The organism is Oceanobacillus arenosus (assembly GCF_003369575.1).
GTDB classification, from domain to species: Bacteria; Bacillota; Bacilli; order Bacillales; family Amphibacillaceae; genus Oceanobacillus; species Oceanobacillus arenosus.
The window spans coordinates 99,581-117,677 of the sequence record NZ_PIOC01000010.1; the positions used below are offsets into that span (position 1 = coordinate 99,581).

Sequence of the window (18,097 nt, forward strand, 5' to 3'; positions counted from 1 at the left end):
AGTTTAAGGAGCGTTGCGAGGAATAAGAAATGCGCTCTTTGTGCAACTAAAAGGAAAGAAGTATTTAAAGGATTTCATCAATATATAGGAATTTAAATTATTGAAACAGTGAATAATGAAATAGTATCCTAGTAATAGATGGAAAATTAGCTATATTAAGGGCTGCTGATGAGCTAATTGGACGTGGTTAAATGCCCCCCAAAAGGTTAGAGTCAAAACTAACTTTTTGGGGTCACAACATTTTTACCGTGAGCTATATAATAAATACAAATATAGACAAAAATCCAGATTGCCACATTTAGATATAAATGCCGAAAACTCATAAATCCAATTAAGATTCCCATTAAATAAGGCCCAACACCATTAGCTAAATCGAGCAGTATAAAAAAGGTAGAGGTCGCTAGCGCCTTACGGTTAGGTGGGGATTGCTGTATGGAAATTGCTTGGAAATTTGATAGTAATGTGCCATAGCCAATCCCAATTGATGCACCAGACACAAGAAAGAGTATTCCGTTATGTGTTTGGCTTAAAAATAAAAATCCAATAGCTGTACAAATGATTAGCGGATAGTTCACACGATTTGCTCCAAATTGGTCAAACCACTTTCCAGTAAATGGTCGTGATGCTAATAATGCGACGGCATAAACGATGAAGAAAAAGCTGGATAAGTTCACTAAATTAATCTCTTTTGCATAAAGGGACAAATAGGTTAACAAACTTGTATAAGCAAGAGTAATCGCGAAAACGGCAACAGAAATAGGAAGTAGTTTTAGGTTCCACAAAATCTCTCCAGTTAAATCCAGCTGAATTTCTCTGCCCTTCCTCGGCAAGTTCAACCTCTGGCACTTTTAAAAATAAGGTCGCAATTAAATCAATCAAAGCGATAATACTTCCAATAAGAAAAATCATTTGAAAGCTTCCGTGTCCGCTAACGAAAATTCCAATAAATGGACCAATGGCCATTGCTATATTCATACTTGTTGCATAATAGCCTGTCCCTTCTCCGCGACGTTCATCGGGAATAAAATCAGCTGCAACTGCAACTGCCGCTGTTGTAATTAGTCCATGTGCGGCACCATGAATAATACGAATAATTATAAGGAACAATAAGCTGTTAACTCATAAGTAGAGAAACATAGCTATCACAAATATTATCGTTGCGCCAATTAATAATGGTTGACGTCCGATACAATCCATATATTTACCAGCAAAAATTTGGGCCACTAAAGATGCAAGAGCGAAGATTCCAGTAACTAATCCAGCTACACTTTGACTCACATGACATTGCATTGACACATACATGGCTATCGATACCATTAAAATGTAGAAAATGACATGGGCCAAAAAATTGATTTAAGAGATAATGATAAAGTCTTTTGTCAAAAGTTTCGATGGATTCATTTTGCTTCTCACTACTTTCAAATAGAATACTTATATTGTAAACCCTCTTAGTATAAAACATATACAACTCTGCTGCAGATACCTTCAAAACCTTGCAATATCCACTGCTATTAATCTTTAAATTAACTGTGTAGTCAAGGGTTTTAAGGGAATTTGAATTTCTTTTATCCATTCTTCTTTATTATTTGACAAAATGGCGTTCACGATATTTCGAATGTAAAAGGGACCATTCGATTCGCGTCCAATACTTTCTAAACAGGATAATATATCTCTGCAGTAGGAGTGAATATGATCATAATCAGTATTCACATAAAAAAATGCATACTCTCCAGCAGGTAATGTGTACAATAATTCAACTGGCGGATCTTGTTCATTCTTAATTACAACAAATAAACTCTCTTAAAATTCGTAACTCTCTTTATTCGAAATAATATATCCAACGTTACCGATGACAATTGGTAGCGTAGACTCAGTTGCATGTTTGATTTTTCGGAGCAAAGGCTCAATATCTTGAATGCTCTGAAGTGGGGTATTGATTTGAATCACTTTCCTAGCAGACATTTTTTTAATCATAGGTTGATTGTATTGACTATCAATGCTTGCAGATGTTCTTTTGGAAGAAAATAAAGCATTATAAGCTTTTGTGTGTTGAACCAGTCTTTTGACAAGATAGAAATAAAAGGAATATAATTATTTCACATTAAGACTATTTGAAGTTGAGGTAATTTAATTCAGTATATTTTAAGGCGGAAAATTGACTTGGAGGTGAGTGAAAGAGGAACTAAATTGTATATTCTTGAAAAGGAAAATTTATTAAAGTATAAAGTTTACGAAAAAGGTCTTTCAAAACTAGTATGAAAACAAAAAAATTTTAAGAATAAATATGTTCGCTTTTTTTTAACTATATATCTTTAATTCAATATTGTTTAATTGAAGATGATGAAATTAAAAATACTAATGGGCCAATAAAATAAGTAAATTTTATATAAGAAAAAGGGGAGAGATTAAAATGGATAGAAATTTATCGATGGAACTTGTTAGGGTGACTGAAGCTGCAGCATTAGCTGCTGGCAGATGGATGGGAAGAGGTAAGAAAGAAGAAGCAGATGAAGCAGCAACACAAGCGATGAGAAGAATGTTTAATTCGATACAAATGCGTGGAACTGTTGTAATTGGTGAGGGAGAAATGGACGAGGCACCAATGTTATATATTGACGAACAATTAGGAACAGGGAATGGGCCTGAAGTAGATATTGCTGTAGATCCAATTGACGGAACAAATATTGTTGCTGCAGGGACTTGGAATGCGCTAGCTATTATTGCAGTAGCAGAGAAAGGTAATCTGTTACATGCTCCTGATATGTACATGGAAAAAATAGCCGCTGGTCCAGAATCGGTTGGGAAAATTGATATTAACGCACCTGTTATTGATAATCTTAAAGCTGTCGCAATAGCAAAGAATAAAAACATTAACGATCTAGTTGTAGCCATATTAGATCGAGAAAGACATGAAAATATGATTCAAGAGATTCGTGATGCTGGAGCAAGAATAAAACTAATGCAAGAAGGAGATGTTGCAGCTGCCGTAAATACAGCATTTGATAATACTGGTGTTGATCTTATGATTGGTTCCGGCGGAGCTCCTGAAGGTGTAATAGCTGCAACTGCACTGAAGTGCTTGGGAGGAGAGTTTCAAGGAAAACTGCTTCCACAAACTGAGGAAGAAAAAACTCGCTTAAATAAAATGGGTATTACTGATTTCAATAAAGTTTTATTTATGGATGATATCGTAAAGGGTGATGATGCATATTTTGTTGCTACAGGTGTGACGAATGGTGAGTTGCTAAAAGGTGTGCATTATAAAGGAAATGCCGGCACAACAAATTCAGTTGTCATGCGAGCAAAAACAGGCACGATTCGTTTTGTCGATGGAAAACATAGTTTGGAGGATAATTAAGACTAAAAGTATCATTCCAAGCCGATTTTTACCAAAAGTGCTATGCTTAGTTGCACTTATTCGTTAAGAAAGTCGTTATACTTACCTATTAAAAAAATATGCGATTGTGATTTATCTATTATTCAATTAATTTATTATTATCATTTTAGGTGATTTTGATTTAAGGTAAATAATAGAGCATTTTGAACTATAATGGAGTATTCTGGCCCAATGAACGCTTACATGGCGGCTTTCATTGGGAATTTTTTGTGCTAGAATATTATATTGTGTGCAAGAATGGGGAAAACTAGAGGGAATTGCGAGTGGTATTACTGGAAAGGAGTAGTAGAATGACGGAATCGCTTATGGATTATGATATGAATATGACTGTAACTTGGGGAGATTGCGATGCAGCTGGAATCTCTTATTATGCTAAAAACTTTGAGTGGTTTACAAATGGATATATGGAACTCCTTGCTCACTATGGATTTCCTTATATGGGAACATTTCATCATCAAGGGATCAGTCTTGTATGTTTGAAGGCGGATAGTACATATAAAAAAATGTTGTACCCATTAGAAAAAGTTATTGTTCGAACATCCCTTACATTATTGACACGTACGAGGATGGGATTTACCTACCAAATTATAAAAGAGGATGGGCAAATCGCAGCTGAAGGGTATACATCCCATGCCTTTGTAAACATTAAAGGAATTCCAATGAATCTAAAAAAACGTTTCCCGACACTATGGGAAAAACTGAGTAATATAGGCAAATAGAGGTGATAGTAAGAATGTCTAAAGATCGTATTGTTGTTACAGGAATGGGAGCTATTACTCCTATTGGAATAGGTATATCTTCCTATTGGAGTAATTTACTTCTTGGTAAAAGCGGGACAGACTATATTCATCGTTTTGATCCAAGTCAATTACCAGTGAAAATCGCAGCTGAAGTGAAAGATTTTTCTCCTTATGACTTTTTACCTAAAAAGCTGGTAAGGAAAACCGACATTTTCATGCAGTTTGCTTTAATCGCTGCCAAAGAAGCATTAACCGATAGTAATATTCATGTAGATTCGGATCGAATCGGTATTGTACTTGGAACAGCTCTTGGTGGGATTTCCACCATGGCAAGCAGCCAAGAGCAAATTACGATGCAAGGTAGTTACAGGTTAAGCCCACATACTGTCCCAAAAATGTTAGGGAATATTGCAGCAGCTCAAATTGCAATCGCCCATGATATACAAGGTCCAAGTTTGACGGTTAACACAGCATGCTCATCCGGAGCAGATGCGATAGGGATGGCCTCCATGCTGCTAAAATCTGGGCAAGCAGATGCTGTCGTAGCAGTTGGTGCAGAATCGATTCTTACTGGATTGATGGCTGCAGGGTTATCTTCAGCACATGCACTTTCAACACAAAATGAAAATCCAGAAAGAGCTAGCCGTCCATTTGATTTCCACCGTGATGGATTTGTTATGGGAGAAGGAGGAGGAGCAGTAGTTTTGGAAACTTTAGATTTTGCTAGAAAGCGTGAAGCAGAAATTAAAGCAGAATTACTAGGCTATGCAAACAATACGGATGCCTATCATGTTACATCTCCTGAACCTACTGGTCGTGGTGAAATAAGTTGTATGCAAAGAGCTTTAAAACAGGCAGAATTAAAGCCTTCACAAATTGATTATGTAAACGCACATGGTACAGCAACAAAGCTTGGTGATCAAGTGGAGACGAAATCCTTAAAAGCGGTCTTCGGAGAATCATTGGTGAAAGAGATTCCTGTCAGCTCGACGAAAGGTGCTACCGGCCATATGATGGGAGCAGGTGGAGTGACAGAAATTATTGCATGTATTAAGTCAATAAGGGAAGGTATCGTACCTCCAACTATAAATTATGAACATCCAGATCCGGAATGTGACCTTGACTTCGTACCAAACCACTCTAGAAAAGTTGATGTGAAGGTTGCTATGTCAAACGCTTTCGGATTTGGCGGTCAGAACACATCCTTAATTGTTGGGAAATACAAACAGTAAGGATAGAATTACATTAATTATTGTGCAATAGGAGGAAATATTTGGTGGAACCTGAAATGGAAAAATATACGTATGACACAAAGATGTTTAAAGAAACATTCGAACAAGAATTTACTTATATCAATGGATTTTTACGAAATGTACATCGATATGCTAATAACCCGGCACTGACATGTCCAACTCGTGAACAGACCTGGACATATGCCGGGTTAAATAAGGAAGTCAATAAATTATCACATGCCCTATTAGAGGATCAGGTTGGCAAGAATGATGTAGTAATGCATCAGCTGCTTAATTCAGCAGAATTTGTTTTTTGTTACTTGGCACCACAAAAAATCGGTGCCGTTAACTGTATGATTAATTTCCGCCTCTCCCAGGGAGAAACGGCTTCGGTCATAGATGATAGTAAACCGAGTGTTTTTGTTTATGATGCAGAAATAAAAGATATGGTACTAGAAGCTTTGGCTCTTGCTAATCATAAACCACGTCGAATAGTAATGGCAGATATAACAGGTGAGGTCAGTGCTCCTGAAGGGCATGTCACATACAGCCAATATGTCCAAGATAAATCCGAAGATAATCCCGAAGTGGATTTTCCTCGCCATATTTATGATGAAACAACAAGGCTTTATACATCTGGAACGACAGGGAAACCAAAGGGAGTTCCATTAAATAATATTAATGAGATCCTTTCCGCTCATGATGTTGCCATGCATTTTCCACTTAGTCCTGTTGATAAAACGATGAATATGAGTCCATGGTTTCACCGAGGAGGGATCCATTCGGGTGGTCCATGTCCGACCCTTTATGTTGGTGGAGAAATCATCATCATGAGGAACTTTCATCCAAAAACTTGCCTGGAGTATGTTGAAAAGTATGGCATCACCTTTTTAATTGGGGTACCGTCTATTTTAAAAATGCTAGACAGGACCCAAAGGAGAAAAGCCGTTGATTTGTCTAATTTAAAAGGGATTGTCACCATGGGGGCTCCTCTGGAAAAAGAGGATTGCATCGCCTACCAAAAAACATTGACACCAAATATTTTAAATGGCTATGGCACTTCTGAAGCCTTTTGGAACACTTTCCTTCGCCCCTATGATTTGCCAGCAATGGCTGGTTCAGCAGGAAGATCCTGTACAGATGACAATGTAGCTGTTGTGAAAGTATTCCCCGATCGTAGAGCAGAACCATATGAATTGGCCGATAAGGATGGAACAGAAGTCGGTGAAGTGATTGTATGGGCTCCAGCGAAAACTACCTATACCTATGTGAATAATGAAGAGGAAAGCAAGAAAAGGTTTTACAAAGGTTGGATCTATATTGGAGACATGGCTACTTGGGATGAAAACGAGTTTGTCACAATTGTGGGTCGTAAAGACGATATGATTGTTTCATCTGGTGAAAACATTCATCCCATCCAGGTGGAAGAGGTCCTAAATCAGCATCTAAAAGTAGAAGAGGCCGTCGTTGTAGGAGTTCCTGATAAAGTAAGAGGAGAGGCCGTTGTTGCCTATGTGGTTAAAAATGATCCTTCCCTTACCAGTCAGGACCTGCATGCGTATTGTACCGACCATCCAATGTTAGCAGATTATAAAAAGCCCCGCTTTTATAGATTTATAGAAGAAATGCCATATACGGCAACAGGGAAGAAGAAGCATTTTATCTTGCAAGAACAAGCGATAGAGGATAAAGAGCTCGGATTACTTGAAAGAGGGTAATTTAGTTTTTCTTCCTATTATCCCGCATATAACGGGGAGTATTATCTCCACTGATTGAAGTTTCACGTAATAAATGATTTGATTAATTTACTAAAATGAAGGGAGAAACCATCATGAAACGCAGGGTAGTCTTAACTGGAAGTGGCGTTGTTTCACCATTAGGCAATGATGTTGAAACACTTTGGACAAATATAAAAAATGGAAAGTCAGGCATCAAACGGTTAGTTTCAGAGGAATACAAAGATATTAGCACGAAAATTGCTGGTTATATTGATGACTTTGATGCAGAAAAATATCTTAGTAAGAAAGAAATAAACAAGTATGATCGATTTACGCAATTTGCATATGCAGCTGCTATGCAAGCCTTAGAGCAAGCAAATCTTGATTTAGATAATGTAAATAAAGATAGAATCGGGATATACATTGGGTCTGGCATCGGCGGACTGCAGACACTGCTAAATAATCATAAAACACTGCTTGAAAAGGGGCCAAAACGTGTGTCTCCATTTCTGATTCCGATGATGATCAGTAATATGGCTCCAGGTTTTATCGCAATCAAGACAGGATTCCGTGGTCCAAGTTACTCACCTGTTTCAGCTTGTGCTACTGGAAATCAAGCAATTGGGGAAGCGTATTTAAATATTGCCCATGGATATACGGATGCTATTTTAGCGGGAGGATCAGAGGCTGTCATTACACCAATTGCACTTGCTGGCTTTTCACGCATGAGGGCAATGTCAACACAAAATGATTCTCCTGAAAAGGCGAGTAAACCATTCGATGCGAATCGAGATGGATTTGTGATGTCGGAGGGCGCCGGAGTTGTATTTTTAGAAGAATATGAACATGCCAAAAAACGTGGTGCCAAAATATTAGGCGAAATTATCGGCTATGGTGCGACAACAGACGCGTATCATATAACCTCTCCAGACTTCCATGGAGCTCGAAATGCTATGGAACTAGCAATAAATATGGCTAACATTGAGCCAAAAGATGTTGACTATATTAATGCACATGGAACAAGTACTCCAGAGGGAGATAAATCTGAGACAAAAGCAATAAAAGAATTGTTCGGAACACATGCATATGATTTAAAAGTAAGTTCTACCAAATCTATGACAGGTCATTTATTTGGTGCTGCAGGAGCAGTCGAAGCCGTCATTACACTAAAAAGTATGGAAGAAAATATCGCCCCTCCTACGATAAACTATGAAAATCCAGATCCCGAATGTGACCTCGATTATGTTCCAAATCAACCGGTTGAGACAAAAATTGATATAGCATTATCAAATGGGTTTGGTTTTGGCGGACATAATGCGGTTTTAGCATTTAAAAAGCACGACTAGTATCTAGTATTAGGGGTTGACCGTTTTTTGGAGAATAGGAAAGTATAACGACTTTTTCACTACATAAGTGGAACCAACAGAAAGTTTTCTAATGCCAGTCCCCACTGCTAAGAAAATAAGCATAATGAAAGACCTTTTCCTACGAATGGGAAAAGGTCTTTTTGTGATAAAATTATCATTCTTGTTTACATCAAAAGTCGGACCAACATAGATAGTTTAGCGGAGTTTATCTTCTCAACTGAGAAAACTCCCACCTCAACGAAGTAGGATGGAGATGAATTCTTCTAACTAGTCCATTATAAAGGGACAAGTTGTTGTTTATAAAAATCATTTGTTCTAAAATGAAAGTATGAATGATTAAAGTTTTAGGTGATTCAGTAACGCTTACTAAATAGAAGGATATTCATGTAACGTGAAAAAATTTTAAGGAGTGTTGAATGATGAAGAACAAAATTAAAGAAAAAATGTTAAAGGGCGAGAAGACACTTGGAAGTTTTCATGTGCTTGGCAATGCATCGGTGGTAGAGAATATGGCCTATGGAGGGCTTGATTATGTGATACTGGATACTGAGCATGGACCATTTGATGTTGAAGATGCACAATCTTATATTCGAGCAGCAGAATTAGCTGGAATTACCCCACTGGTCCGAGTTAAAGATGGTCAACGGAATTCGATCCTAAAAATGTTGGATGTAGGTGCAATGGGAATCATTATACCGAATGTTCATTCTGTAGAGGAAGTTCAAAATATTGTCAAATACGGTAAGTATAATCCCTTAGGAGAACGAGGATTTGGTGCAACGAATGGTAACCGCTTTCTCTATGCAGACTATGCTACACAAGGCTTAGATCATTATTTTGAAGTAAGTAATCAAGAAACACTCATTATTCCTCAATGTGAAACAAGGGGATGTTTGGAGAATATTGAGCAAATCGTGGACATAGACGGAGTGGACGGTATCTTTGTTGGTCCTTATGATTTATCAGTTGCCTTAGGCAAACCAGGACAGATGAAAGACCCTGTTGTCCAAGATGCAATTAAAAGGGTCATTATTGCATGCCAATCTGCTGGAAAATTTGCATTTATTTATTCAAGTTCAATCCAAGATATAAAAGACAAGTACAATATGGGGTTTGATTCTGTCACATATAGCATGGATGCAATCATACTAACGGAAGCATATAAAAGTATAGTTACAGAAGTAAAAGAAAAATCGGAAATTCCGATAGTTTAGAAGCTTGGCATTTTTTAATAAATATTTTCTTTTGTCCAATATAGTGGGACAAAGCTATGTTAATATTTTCCTAGTTCAGTTAATATAAGGATATGAAATATACAACACAAATTTTTGTATAATGAATAGTAAGCGATTTCAATTAAAAGGCATTTATAGGTAAAATTTGTGTTGTGCAGTATTTTTACGATTTTACTGTAAGCGTTATCATTTAAAAATAATTAACCAATTTGAGAGGGGAAATAACGAATGACAAACTTTAAAGAACCTACTTTTGATGTAGCGCAGCTAGCACATGTTGAACTTTTTAGCCCAAAGCCAGAAGAAACGATTGATTTCTTTGAAAGATTGCTAGGAATGCAAGTAACTGCTCGTGCTGGTCAATCTGTATATTTACGAGCTTATGAAGATTCCTATGTAAACACATTGAAAATCACTGAAGCTAAAGAAGCAGGTTTGGGACATGCTGCATGGCGTACTCATTCTCCACAGGCTTTGGAACGTCGAGTGAAAGCTGTCGAAGCAACAGGTCTTGGAAAAGGGTGGATTGATGGAGACATTGGTCATGGTGCAGCATATCAATTTACAACACCTGATGGCCATCCAATGGAGCTATTATTTGATGTCGAGTATTATCAACCGACAGATAAGGACAGAACTAAGTTATTAAATCGTGCATCAAAACGCCCAGATCGCGGTGTTCCGGTAAGACGATTAGATCATATTAACTGTATGTCTCCAAATCCTGGAAAAAACGAACAATTCATGGTGGATGCACTTGGATTCCGTGTGCGAGAGCAAATCAAGGATAACGGGAATACAATTGGTAGCTGGGTTAGTGTTTCAAATCTAGTGCATGAAGTCGCATTCGTTCAACAACCACAAATTAACGAACCTGGTAAATTGCATCACTTATGCTATTGGTATGGTATTCCTCAACAATTGTATGAGGTATCTGACTTACTGAAAGAAAATAATATCCATATTGAAGTGCCACCGAATAAACACGGAATTTCTCAAGCATTCTGTATGTATGTTTATGAACCAGGTGGTAACCGGATTGAACTATTTGGTGATGCTGGTTATCTCATTACTGACCCAACTTTTAAAACTGTTGTTTGGGATATGAAGGATGTACCTGGTAATGGGGACACTTGGATTGGTTCAGCTTTCCCTGACTCTTGGTGGAACCGCGGTACACCTGTTTCAACACAGGAATTAGTAACAAGTAAATAATATTGGCACACTGAAAAAAAGAAGTGAAGCTTATGATAAAGCTTCACTTCTTTTTAAAATTTGATTATCAGCGTTCGTAATAACCTAAACGTTCAGAAATCATATTTCCAGCATGGGTGAGGGCCTTGATATATTGTTCAACCTTTGAGCGGTTAAAACGCTTTGTTGGAATAACCAGATTGATTGCAGCAATCACATGCCCATTATAGTTTCGTACTGGTGCAGAAATTGAGGATGAATTGGAACGATACTCTCCATGGGAGATCGAATATCCTTGATGATAAATGGTATTCAATTCTTCCCTAAACTCATCCGGGTCAGTAAAGGTCGTATCCGTAAACCTTTCAAGACCATTCTTAATGACTTCCTCTGCTAAGTGACGAGGGCTACTGGCTAATAGCAGTTTTCCAGAGCTTGTACAATGGATGAAGTTGTGAAGTCCAGTATAGGACGGGGTAAATTCAGAGTTTTTACCTTCAACCTTGCAGACATATACAAGATCCAAATGATCTAGTACAGCTAGGTGAGATGTTTCTCTATAAGTTTCTGCCAATTTTTCTACGATTGGGAGTGCTTCCGTATGAAGGTCAAGATTAGTAAGAAAAATTGTGTTTAGTTCAAGGATAGAAAGTCCCAGTTCATATTTATTCGTTTCATGATCTTTTCGAACATAACCATAATGTGAAAGCGTATGCAAAATACGGTGTACGGTACTCTTTGGAATCTCAAGCTCCTGGGCAATCTCCCGAACTCCCTTTTGAGGATCGTCTATTTTAAAAGCTTCTAAGATGCGTAGAGCATTGCTAAGTGAAGAAAGTAACTCAGTTTCAGCCATTGGTTCCACCTCCTTATTAATATAATAATAAACTAGTCTGACAATGTCCATTATAAAGGGACATAAAATATTTTTTGACTATTGTCCACTATAAGGGGACGGTGATATTGTCCGGCTTTTGTTTCTCACCTATAATGAAGTTATCTTAGAAAATGGTTACATCCTATTGTAACCGTTACCATTGAATTGGTCGTATTAACATATTGCAATATAAAGACGATCAGCTTAATACCTGAAATTTTAAAATTTAAGGAGGGATTCGTATGATTGCAAAGGAAGCAGCTGCTAGATTATTAGAAGCAGAAAGAAAGAAGCTTGAAATAGAACCGCTTATCAAGACATATCTGGGATTCACCGCAGAAGACGCCTATCAAACTCAACTGGAAGTCATTCGCATGAAAGTCGATGAAGGGGCAGTTGTAGTTGGAAAGAAGATTGGTTTAACAAGTAAAGCCATGCAAAATATGGCTGGTGTAGACGAGCCGGATTATGGTCATCTTTTGGACAATATGATGTTTCTCGACGGGGATACCATTTCACTTGAATCTTATATTCAACCAAAAGTAGAGTGTGAGATTGCATTTGTTTTAAAGAAGGATCTAAAAGGACCAGATGTCACGGTATTAGATGTGTTAGAAGCGACGGATTATGTCGTTCCATCGATTGAAGTTATCGACAGCCGGATCGAAAATTGGAAAATCAAGTTTGAAGATACAGTGGCAGATAATGGCTCATCTGCAAGTGCGGTCCTAGGTTCAAAAGCAACGAAATTGGAAGGGCTGGATTTAGCTAATATTGGCATGGTTTCTTACCGAAATGGTGAAATGCTGGATACAGCTGCTGGTGCTGCAGTTCTAGGAAACCCATTACGAGCAGTTGCTTGGTTAGCAAACTCAGTTGGTAAGTACGGCGTCAGTCTTAGAGCTGGCGAGGTTATTTTGTCTGGAGCACTTACCGCAGCGATACCGATTGAAGCTGGCGATACCTTTACAGTGGAATTTGATCACTTAGGTTCCGTAACTGTAACATTTAAAAGATAAAGGAGGACGTAATAATGTTAAAAACAGATTCAATTTATACACTTGCAACACATTTGTTTGAAGCTGAAAAACAAGGTTATTCTGTAGCACAACTTTCTGAAAAATATCCTGAGATGGATGAAGTCACTGCTTACAAAATCCAAGACCGTTTGATTGAAAAGAAGATTGAAGAAGAAATAACGAAAATTAGCGGGTATAAGCTAGGTTTAACAAGTAAAGCAAAACAAATTATGATCGGTGTTGACGAACCTACTTATGGTGTCCTTTTAGAAAATATGGAATTAGAGCAAGATAAACCAATCTCTATCACACCATTAATCCATGCTAAAGTGGAACCAGAAATCGCTTTTGTATTTAAGAAAGAAGTGAAAGGACCACATGTTACCGTTGCGCAAATTCTTGATGCAACAAAATATGTCGTCCCATCATTAGAAATTATCGATAGCCGTTATAATGGCTTTAAAATGACGCATTCTGATGGAATCGCTGATAACTCATCATCTTCACGGTATATTGTTGGTGATCGTTTCTATGATCCAGCTAAATTTGATTTACGCCTAACCGGTATGGTATTTAAGAAAAATGGTGAAGTTGCTGCGACTGCTGCTGGCGCTGCAGTTATGGGACATCCTGCAAGAGCAGTGGCATGGCTTGCAAATAAATTATATAGAGTCGATAAATCAATCAAACCAGGCGAAATCGTGCTAAGTGGTTCGCTAACGACATCGATCACTATTGAGCCCGGTGATCATTTCTCAGCAAGTTTTGATGGAATGGGTACAGTAGAAGCAGCATTTGTAGAATAATAGAAACTTTAGGAGGAAATTAGCATGCCATTTATTCAAGTAAATATTATAGAGGGAAGATCTCCTGAGAAAAAAGAAAGACTGATCCGTGAACTAACAGATCTAACATCAGAGGTTTTAGAAGCACCAGTAGAAAATGTCCGTGTCATGATAAATGAGCTTAAACCAGAGCACTGGGGAATTGCTGGCGAATCTGTGAAAAAGAGAAGGGAGAATGCGAAATGACAACATCAACTCAAACTGAAGTAAAACATGTTGGCTTGTATATTAATGGGGAGTATGTTCCTGCAAGTAATAATGAAACGTTTAATGTAACTAATCCAGCTACACAAGAAGTAATTGCTCATGTCAGTGAAGCAACGGATGAAGATGTCGATAATGCTATTCGTGCAGCAAGAGAAGCTTTCAATAATGGACCATGGAGTAAGATGACTGTGGAAGAGCGCAGTGCCAAACTTCGTCGTATGGCCGAAATTATTGTTGAAAGAGGCGAAGAGATTGCTCGCTTAGACGCAACTGATGTAGGTAAACCATATGCTTCTGCATTAAAAGGCGAAGTACCTCGTGCAGCAAATAATATCCGTTTCTTTGCCGATTTTATGGAGCAAAAAGGCGGGGAAACGTATCCAATGGGAGAAAGCTATGTGAACTATACCCGTTATGAGCCTGTTGGTGTAGCGACATTAATTACACCTTGGAACGTGCCATTTATGTTAACCACTTGGAAATTAGGTCCATGTCTTGCAGCAGGAAACACAGCAGTCATTAAACCAGCTGAAAACACACCCTTATCTGTATCACTTTTAGGTGAAATTGCGAAAGAAGCAGGGATTCCAGATGGCGTTGTTAACGTGGTTCATGGTAAGGGAAGTACAGTAGGTACTGCATTGACGAAACATCCTGAGGTTGATTTAGTTTCCTTCACAGGTTCCACAAGGACTGGTTCTTCGATTATGAAGAGTGCAGCGGATACCTTGAAGAATGTTTCGTTTGAATTAGGTGGTAAAGCAGCGAATATTATTTTTGAAGACGCTGATTTAGAGAAAGCCATCCCAGGATCCATTCGTGCAGCTTTCTTTAATTCCGGTCAAGTCTGTTTAGCAGGCTCAAGAATCTTAGTTCAACGTAGTATCCTTGATGATTTTATGAATAAATTTACCGAAGCAGCTAAGAACTTAAAAGTTGGCGATCCAAATGTTGAAGGAACAGATATGGGACCATTAGTTAGTGAAGCGCACTATAATAAAGTTGTCAGCTATTTTGATGTCGCTAAAGAAGAAGGCGCAAAATTGGTTTATGGAGGTAAACGTCCCGATAACCTACCAGAACATTTGAAGAATGGTTTTTATTTAGAACCAACGATCTATATTGCGGAAGATCCAAATTCACGGATGAACCAAGAGGAAATTTTTGGACCAGTTGTTACGATCATCCCATTTGATACAGAAGAAGAAGCGATTGAGATTGCTAATGCTACGAATTTTGGCTTAGATGGTGTCTTATGGACAGAAAACCTTCGCCGTGCACATCGTGTGTCACATGCATTCCAAGCGGGAACCGTTTGGGTCAACTGCTGGTTCGTTCGTGACCTTCGCGCCCCGTTCGGTGGATACAAACAAAGTGGTGTTGGAAGAGAAGGCGGTCACCACAGTCTCGAATTCTTTACCGAAGCGAAAAACATTTGTATAGCTTTATAAAAATTTAAGGAGGACCATGGGGACAGGCACCTTGGACCAATGTATAGTGATTAGAGTTGGTCACTTCAACCCTGTCGCTGTGGATCTTTCGTCTAGAGAATCGTCCCAATTTATCGCAAGTTACGAGCTGAGCGGACGAAGGGACAGTTCTCCGTCCGTTTATATACAGACTCTTTGTGGACAAGGTTACTGCAAGAAAAGAAGGTTTGAGAAAACCGATGTTAACTGCAAAACTAGCTAATCAATTAAACGGTTTCAAAATAATAAATGCAGGTGTTTCAGGTAATAACACGTGTGATGCGATAACTAGAATTGAAAAAGATGTAAATAAACATAACACCGATTTAGTAACAGTGTTATTTGGTGCTAATGATGCGGCAATTCATAAAATGATTGATCTGGAAACCTATAAAGAAAACCTATATAATATCACACATTTGATTAAACTTGAAAAAACCATTTTTATCTCTCCTGCTCCAGTGGATGAGAGGGTTCAATGTGCAAGAACTAATGAAGTGTTATTTAAGTATGCTGTTGTAAAACAAGTAGCAGATGATACAGGCAGTTACTTTATTGATTTCTTTTCAAAGATGATTTCTTTAGAAGATTATCCAAAAGAGCTTATAGGAATTAAAAATGATGGACTTCATTTTGGTGAAGATGGTGATGATCTTCTTGTAGGTTTAATAACAAAGAAGGTTAAGGGAATTAGTTATTGAAGTAAATAGTGCAAGAGTGAAACAAGGCGATCGATGGTGCAAATCCAGCAAAAAGTTTCCTTCAGCAGTATCAAATTCCCGATGAGTCAATTCGACTGGGATGCCATTGCATTGCATACGACACCAGGTGTTGCAGAGCATAAAGAGTCTGAAGTAGCGTTACTATTTTCAGGCGTTGGACTAGATTTCATGGGTGATGGCTTTGATCAATTCCCAGAAGACTTACGGGAAGAAATTATTAAAGCTTTCCCTCGTAATAATTTCAAAAGGAAATTACTCCAGCGTTTTATGAGGGCTTTAAGCATAAGAAAGAAACTACTTTTGGCAATATGAAAGAAGATGTTGTCCAACATTTCAGACCGGAATATAAAATAAGAATTTCTGTCATTGCATATTACATTCACCATGGTCAGAATAAGAAATAGAAAATCGCCATTTTAGAAAAAGGCAGCATTTCTATTTGAATGCTGCCTAATCTCTTGCTTAACTTACTTTTGAATTCTGATTCACTTTTCAATAGAGGACATTGCTATGGATAGCAATGTTAAACTAATGACAAACCCAAGATTTAAATAGGTAAACCCAGTTCCCTATATTCCAGCAGTTAATCTCTGTATATGTTAACCCCGACAACTTCGAATAGCCCTGCAAGAATGAGGTTAATCTAACTCATGATTTGCCGACCTCTATCTGTTTGACCTGTTACGGACTTTAACCCTTCTTCAAAGAAAATTTAACCCTACGCAAATTTGAGGACTCGAATGAGTTTACTAAAGGGATTAGTAAAAAGAAAAATATTGATGAGGCATAAAAAGTTAATAATGAAATTAGGAAAGATAAGATTAATCAAATTGTTGTTCTTTATAGGGAAACAACCAAGAAGAAAAGCACGGCTGAAAAGACATATCAATTATTTTCAGCCGATTACAAACAGGTATTTGATTTTACCTTGAAGGAAAATTACTGACTGATAAATGCAGATTTTCGAGGGTGGTTGGTGAGCCACCTCAAGAACTTACTTTAGGAAATTGAGGATATATCAACTAGTCTGTCTTCATGGAAATCAATGTTTTCCAATTTGCTTCTTCTTTTCGTTTACTTTAAGAAGAAAGAAGAGCTATCAATAATTTCAACGTCTTTCCTTGTATTTACTTCATCCATTAATTTAAAAAGCGCCTCATCTTTCCTTTTAGCCTCAATCATACAGTCAATTTGTGGGATACTACCCCTGATTACTTTAAGGAATCTAAAAAACATATCGATGTCTACATAGTCTGAATGATGGCGAAATGCTTTATCACTCTTTGGACTTGATATATGCATTTTTATTGGAAGCGGAGAATGCTTCCATGTCTGCACAACTCTATTCCAGTTGGTTTCCCAATTTGCAACTTGGTGATAGGCAAGATGATGATGATAATCGAAAACGAGAGGTATATTTAATTTTTCACATAAGTAAAGTGTATCTTCTAAAGTAAAAGAAGTATCATCATTTTCAAGCATGATCATATTTTGAATCACTTTTGGGACGTCCATCCAGTTATCAACAAAACGTTCAAGTGACATTTCGGTTTCTTTATAATTACCGCCAACATGCATGACACAGCGATGAGTTGGGGCAATCCCCATCGCCTTTAATAATAAGTAATGTAGCTTTAAGGTTCTGATTGAGTTCTTCAAAATATGCTTCTCTTTAGAATTAATTAGAACAAAGTGATCCGGATGGAAATCAACTCTTATCTTATGTTTATTTGCAAAATCTCCAATCTCACGAAGCGGTTCTTTTAATGGCTTTATATAATTCCAATCAAGAAGTTCTTCGTGGTTTGCTAAAGGAATAAGGCGAGAGGTTAGTCGATAAAAATGAATATCAGACGCTGCATTATGTTTCAACAATCTTAGTGTATTGTGCAAATTAGAAAGTGCAATACGTTCTAATTTACGGATGGCAGCATCCCGATCATTAATTTTTTCGAATTGGGAAAAAGTCATTGTTTGTGAGGGGGATGAATTTTTAAGCTCCATACTCATTGCGACATAGCCAAGACGTACAATCGTCATCTATTCCACCTCATCCGTTTTATTTATGCTGTTCT

Annotated in this window: 15 protein-coding genes and 2 pseudogenes; 13 read left to right on the forward strand and 4 right to left on the reverse strand. The window is 37.7% G+C overall.

What is annotated here, in order from left to right; all coding sequences use genetic code 11:
- Nucleotides 1-218 precede the first annotated feature (218 nt).
- The gene (locus tag CWR48_RS20740) at nt 219-782 is read right to left on the reverse strand and encodes an MFS transporter (protein WP_425453878.1); all 564 of its coding nucleotides are present in this window, start codon (nt 780-782) and stop codon (nt 219-221) included.
- A pseudogene (locus tag CWR48_RS20745) lies at nt 679-1,317 on the reverse strand (MFS transporter). The gene CWR48_RS20740 and the pseudogene CWR48_RS20745 overlap by 104 nt, the downstream one beginning before the upstream one ends.
- A 1,093-nt stretch (nt 1,318-2,410) precedes the next feature.
- Here CWR48_RS20745 and glpX point away from each other — a divergent pair.
- The 7 genes from glpX (at nt 2,411) to CWR48_RS05250 (ending at nt 10,904) form a co-directional block, all read left to right on the forward strand.
- The gene (gene glpX / locus CWR48_RS05220) at nt 2,411-3,358 is read left to right on the forward strand and encodes a class II fructose-bisphosphatase (protein WP_115772034.1); all 948 of its coding nucleotides are present in this window, start codon (nt 2,411-2,413) and stop codon (nt 3,356-3,358) included.
- Nucleotides 3,359-3,687: 329 nt separating this feature from the next.
- Nucleotides 3,688-4,116, forward strand: coding sequence for an acyl-CoA thioesterase (locus tag CWR48_RS05225; RefSeq protein ID WP_115772036.1), 429 nt, complete (start codon nt 3,688-3,690; stop codon nt 4,114-4,116).
- A 14-nt stretch (nt 4,117-4,130) separates the two neighbouring features.
- Nucleotides 4,131-5,369 carry a beta-ketoacyl-ACP synthase II gene (gene fabF / locus CWR48_RS05230; protein WP_115772038.1) on the forward strand — a complete coding sequence of 413 codons (1,239 nt, stop codon included), beginning with the start codon at nt 4,131-4,133 and terminating at the stop codon, nt 5,367-5,369.
- Nucleotides 5,370-5,413: 44 nt separating this feature from the next.
- Nucleotides 5,414-7,087 carry a class I adenylate-forming enzyme family protein gene (locus CWR48_RS05235; RefSeq protein ID WP_245976745.1) on the forward strand — a complete coding sequence of 558 codons (1,674 nt, stop codon included), beginning with the start codon at nt 5,414-5,416 and terminating at the stop codon, nt 7,085-7,087.
- Nucleotides 7,088-7,200: 113 nt separating this feature from the next.
- Complete coding sequence (fabF, locus tag CWR48_RS05240; RefSeq protein ID WP_115772041.1) at nt 7,201-8,433, forward strand: beta-ketoacyl-ACP synthase II; 1,233 nt, start codon at nt 7,201-7,203, stop codon at nt 8,431-8,433.
- Nucleotides 8,434-8,870: 437 nt separating this feature from the next.
- Entirely contained in the window at nt 8,871-9,668 is a 798-nt protein-coding gene (locus CWR48_RS05245; RefSeq protein WP_211316716.1) for an HpcH/HpaI aldolase family protein, read from the forward strand.
- Nucleotides 9,669-9,917: 249 nt separating this feature from the next.
- A complete protein-coding gene (locus CWR48_RS05250; RefSeq protein WP_115772045.1) occupies nt 9,918-10,904 on the forward strand; it encodes a catechol 2,3-dioxygenase in 987 nt (328 codons plus the stop codon).
- Nucleotides 10,905-10,971: 67 nt separating this feature from the next.
- Here the strand turns inward: CWR48_RS05250 and CWR48_RS05255 are convergent, their stop codons facing one another.
- Nucleotides 10,972-11,739 carry an IclR family transcriptional regulator gene (locus tag CWR48_RS05255; RefSeq protein WP_170140708.1) on the reverse strand — a complete coding sequence of 256 codons (768 nt, stop codon included), beginning with the start codon at nt 11,737-11,739 and terminating at the stop codon, nt 10,972-10,974.
- 263 nt (nt 11,740-12,002) lie between these two features.
- On the opposite strand from CWR48_RS05255, the gene CWR48_RS05260 reads away from it, so the two are divergent.
- The 6 genes and pseudogenes from CWR48_RS05260 to CWR48_RS05285 form a co-directional block, all read left to right on the forward strand.
- Nucleotides 12,003-12,779, forward strand: coding sequence for a 2-keto-4-pentenoate hydratase (locus CWR48_RS05260; RefSeq protein WP_115772049.1), 777 nt, complete (start codon nt 12,003-12,005; stop codon nt 12,777-12,779).
- A 14-nt stretch (nt 12,780-12,793) separates the two neighbouring features.
- Entirely contained in the window at nt 12,794-13,585 is a 792-nt protein-coding gene (locus CWR48_RS05265; protein WP_115772051.1) for a 2-keto-4-pentenoate hydratase, read from the forward strand.
- Nucleotides 13,586-13,609: 24 nt separating this feature from the next.
- Nucleotides 13,610-13,810: a 2-hydroxymuconate tautomerase gene (locus CWR48_RS05270; RefSeq protein WP_115772053.1), complete on the forward strand. Its 201-nt coding sequence runs from the start codon at nt 13,610-13,612 to the stop codon at nt 13,808-13,810.
- Entirely contained in the window at nt 13,807-15,282 is a 1,476-nt protein-coding gene (locus CWR48_RS05275) for an aldehyde dehydrogenase (RefSeq protein ID WP_115772055.1), read from the forward strand. The genes CWR48_RS05270 and CWR48_RS05275 overlap by 4 nt, the downstream gene beginning before the upstream one ends.
- Nucleotides 15,283-15,500: 218 nt before the next feature.
- Nucleotides 15,501-16,001, forward strand: coding sequence for a GDSL-type esterase/lipase family protein (locus CWR48_RS05280; protein WP_115772057.1), 501 nt, complete (start codon nt 15,501-15,503; stop codon nt 15,999-16,001).
- 29 nt (nt 16,002-16,030) lie between these two features.
- A pseudogene (locus tag CWR48_RS05285) lies at nt 16,031-16,419 on the forward strand (phosphohydrolase); the annotation flags it as partial.
- Nucleotides 16,420-17,096: 677 nt separating this feature from the next.
- On the opposite strand, the gene uvsE reads toward CWR48_RS05285, so the two are convergent.
- A complete protein-coding gene (uvsE, locus tag CWR48_RS05290; protein WP_115772059.1) occupies nt 17,097-18,062 on the reverse strand; it encodes a UV DNA damage repair endonuclease UvsE in 966 nt (321 codons plus the stop codon).
- Nucleotides 18,063-18,097: the final 35 nt, after the last annotated feature.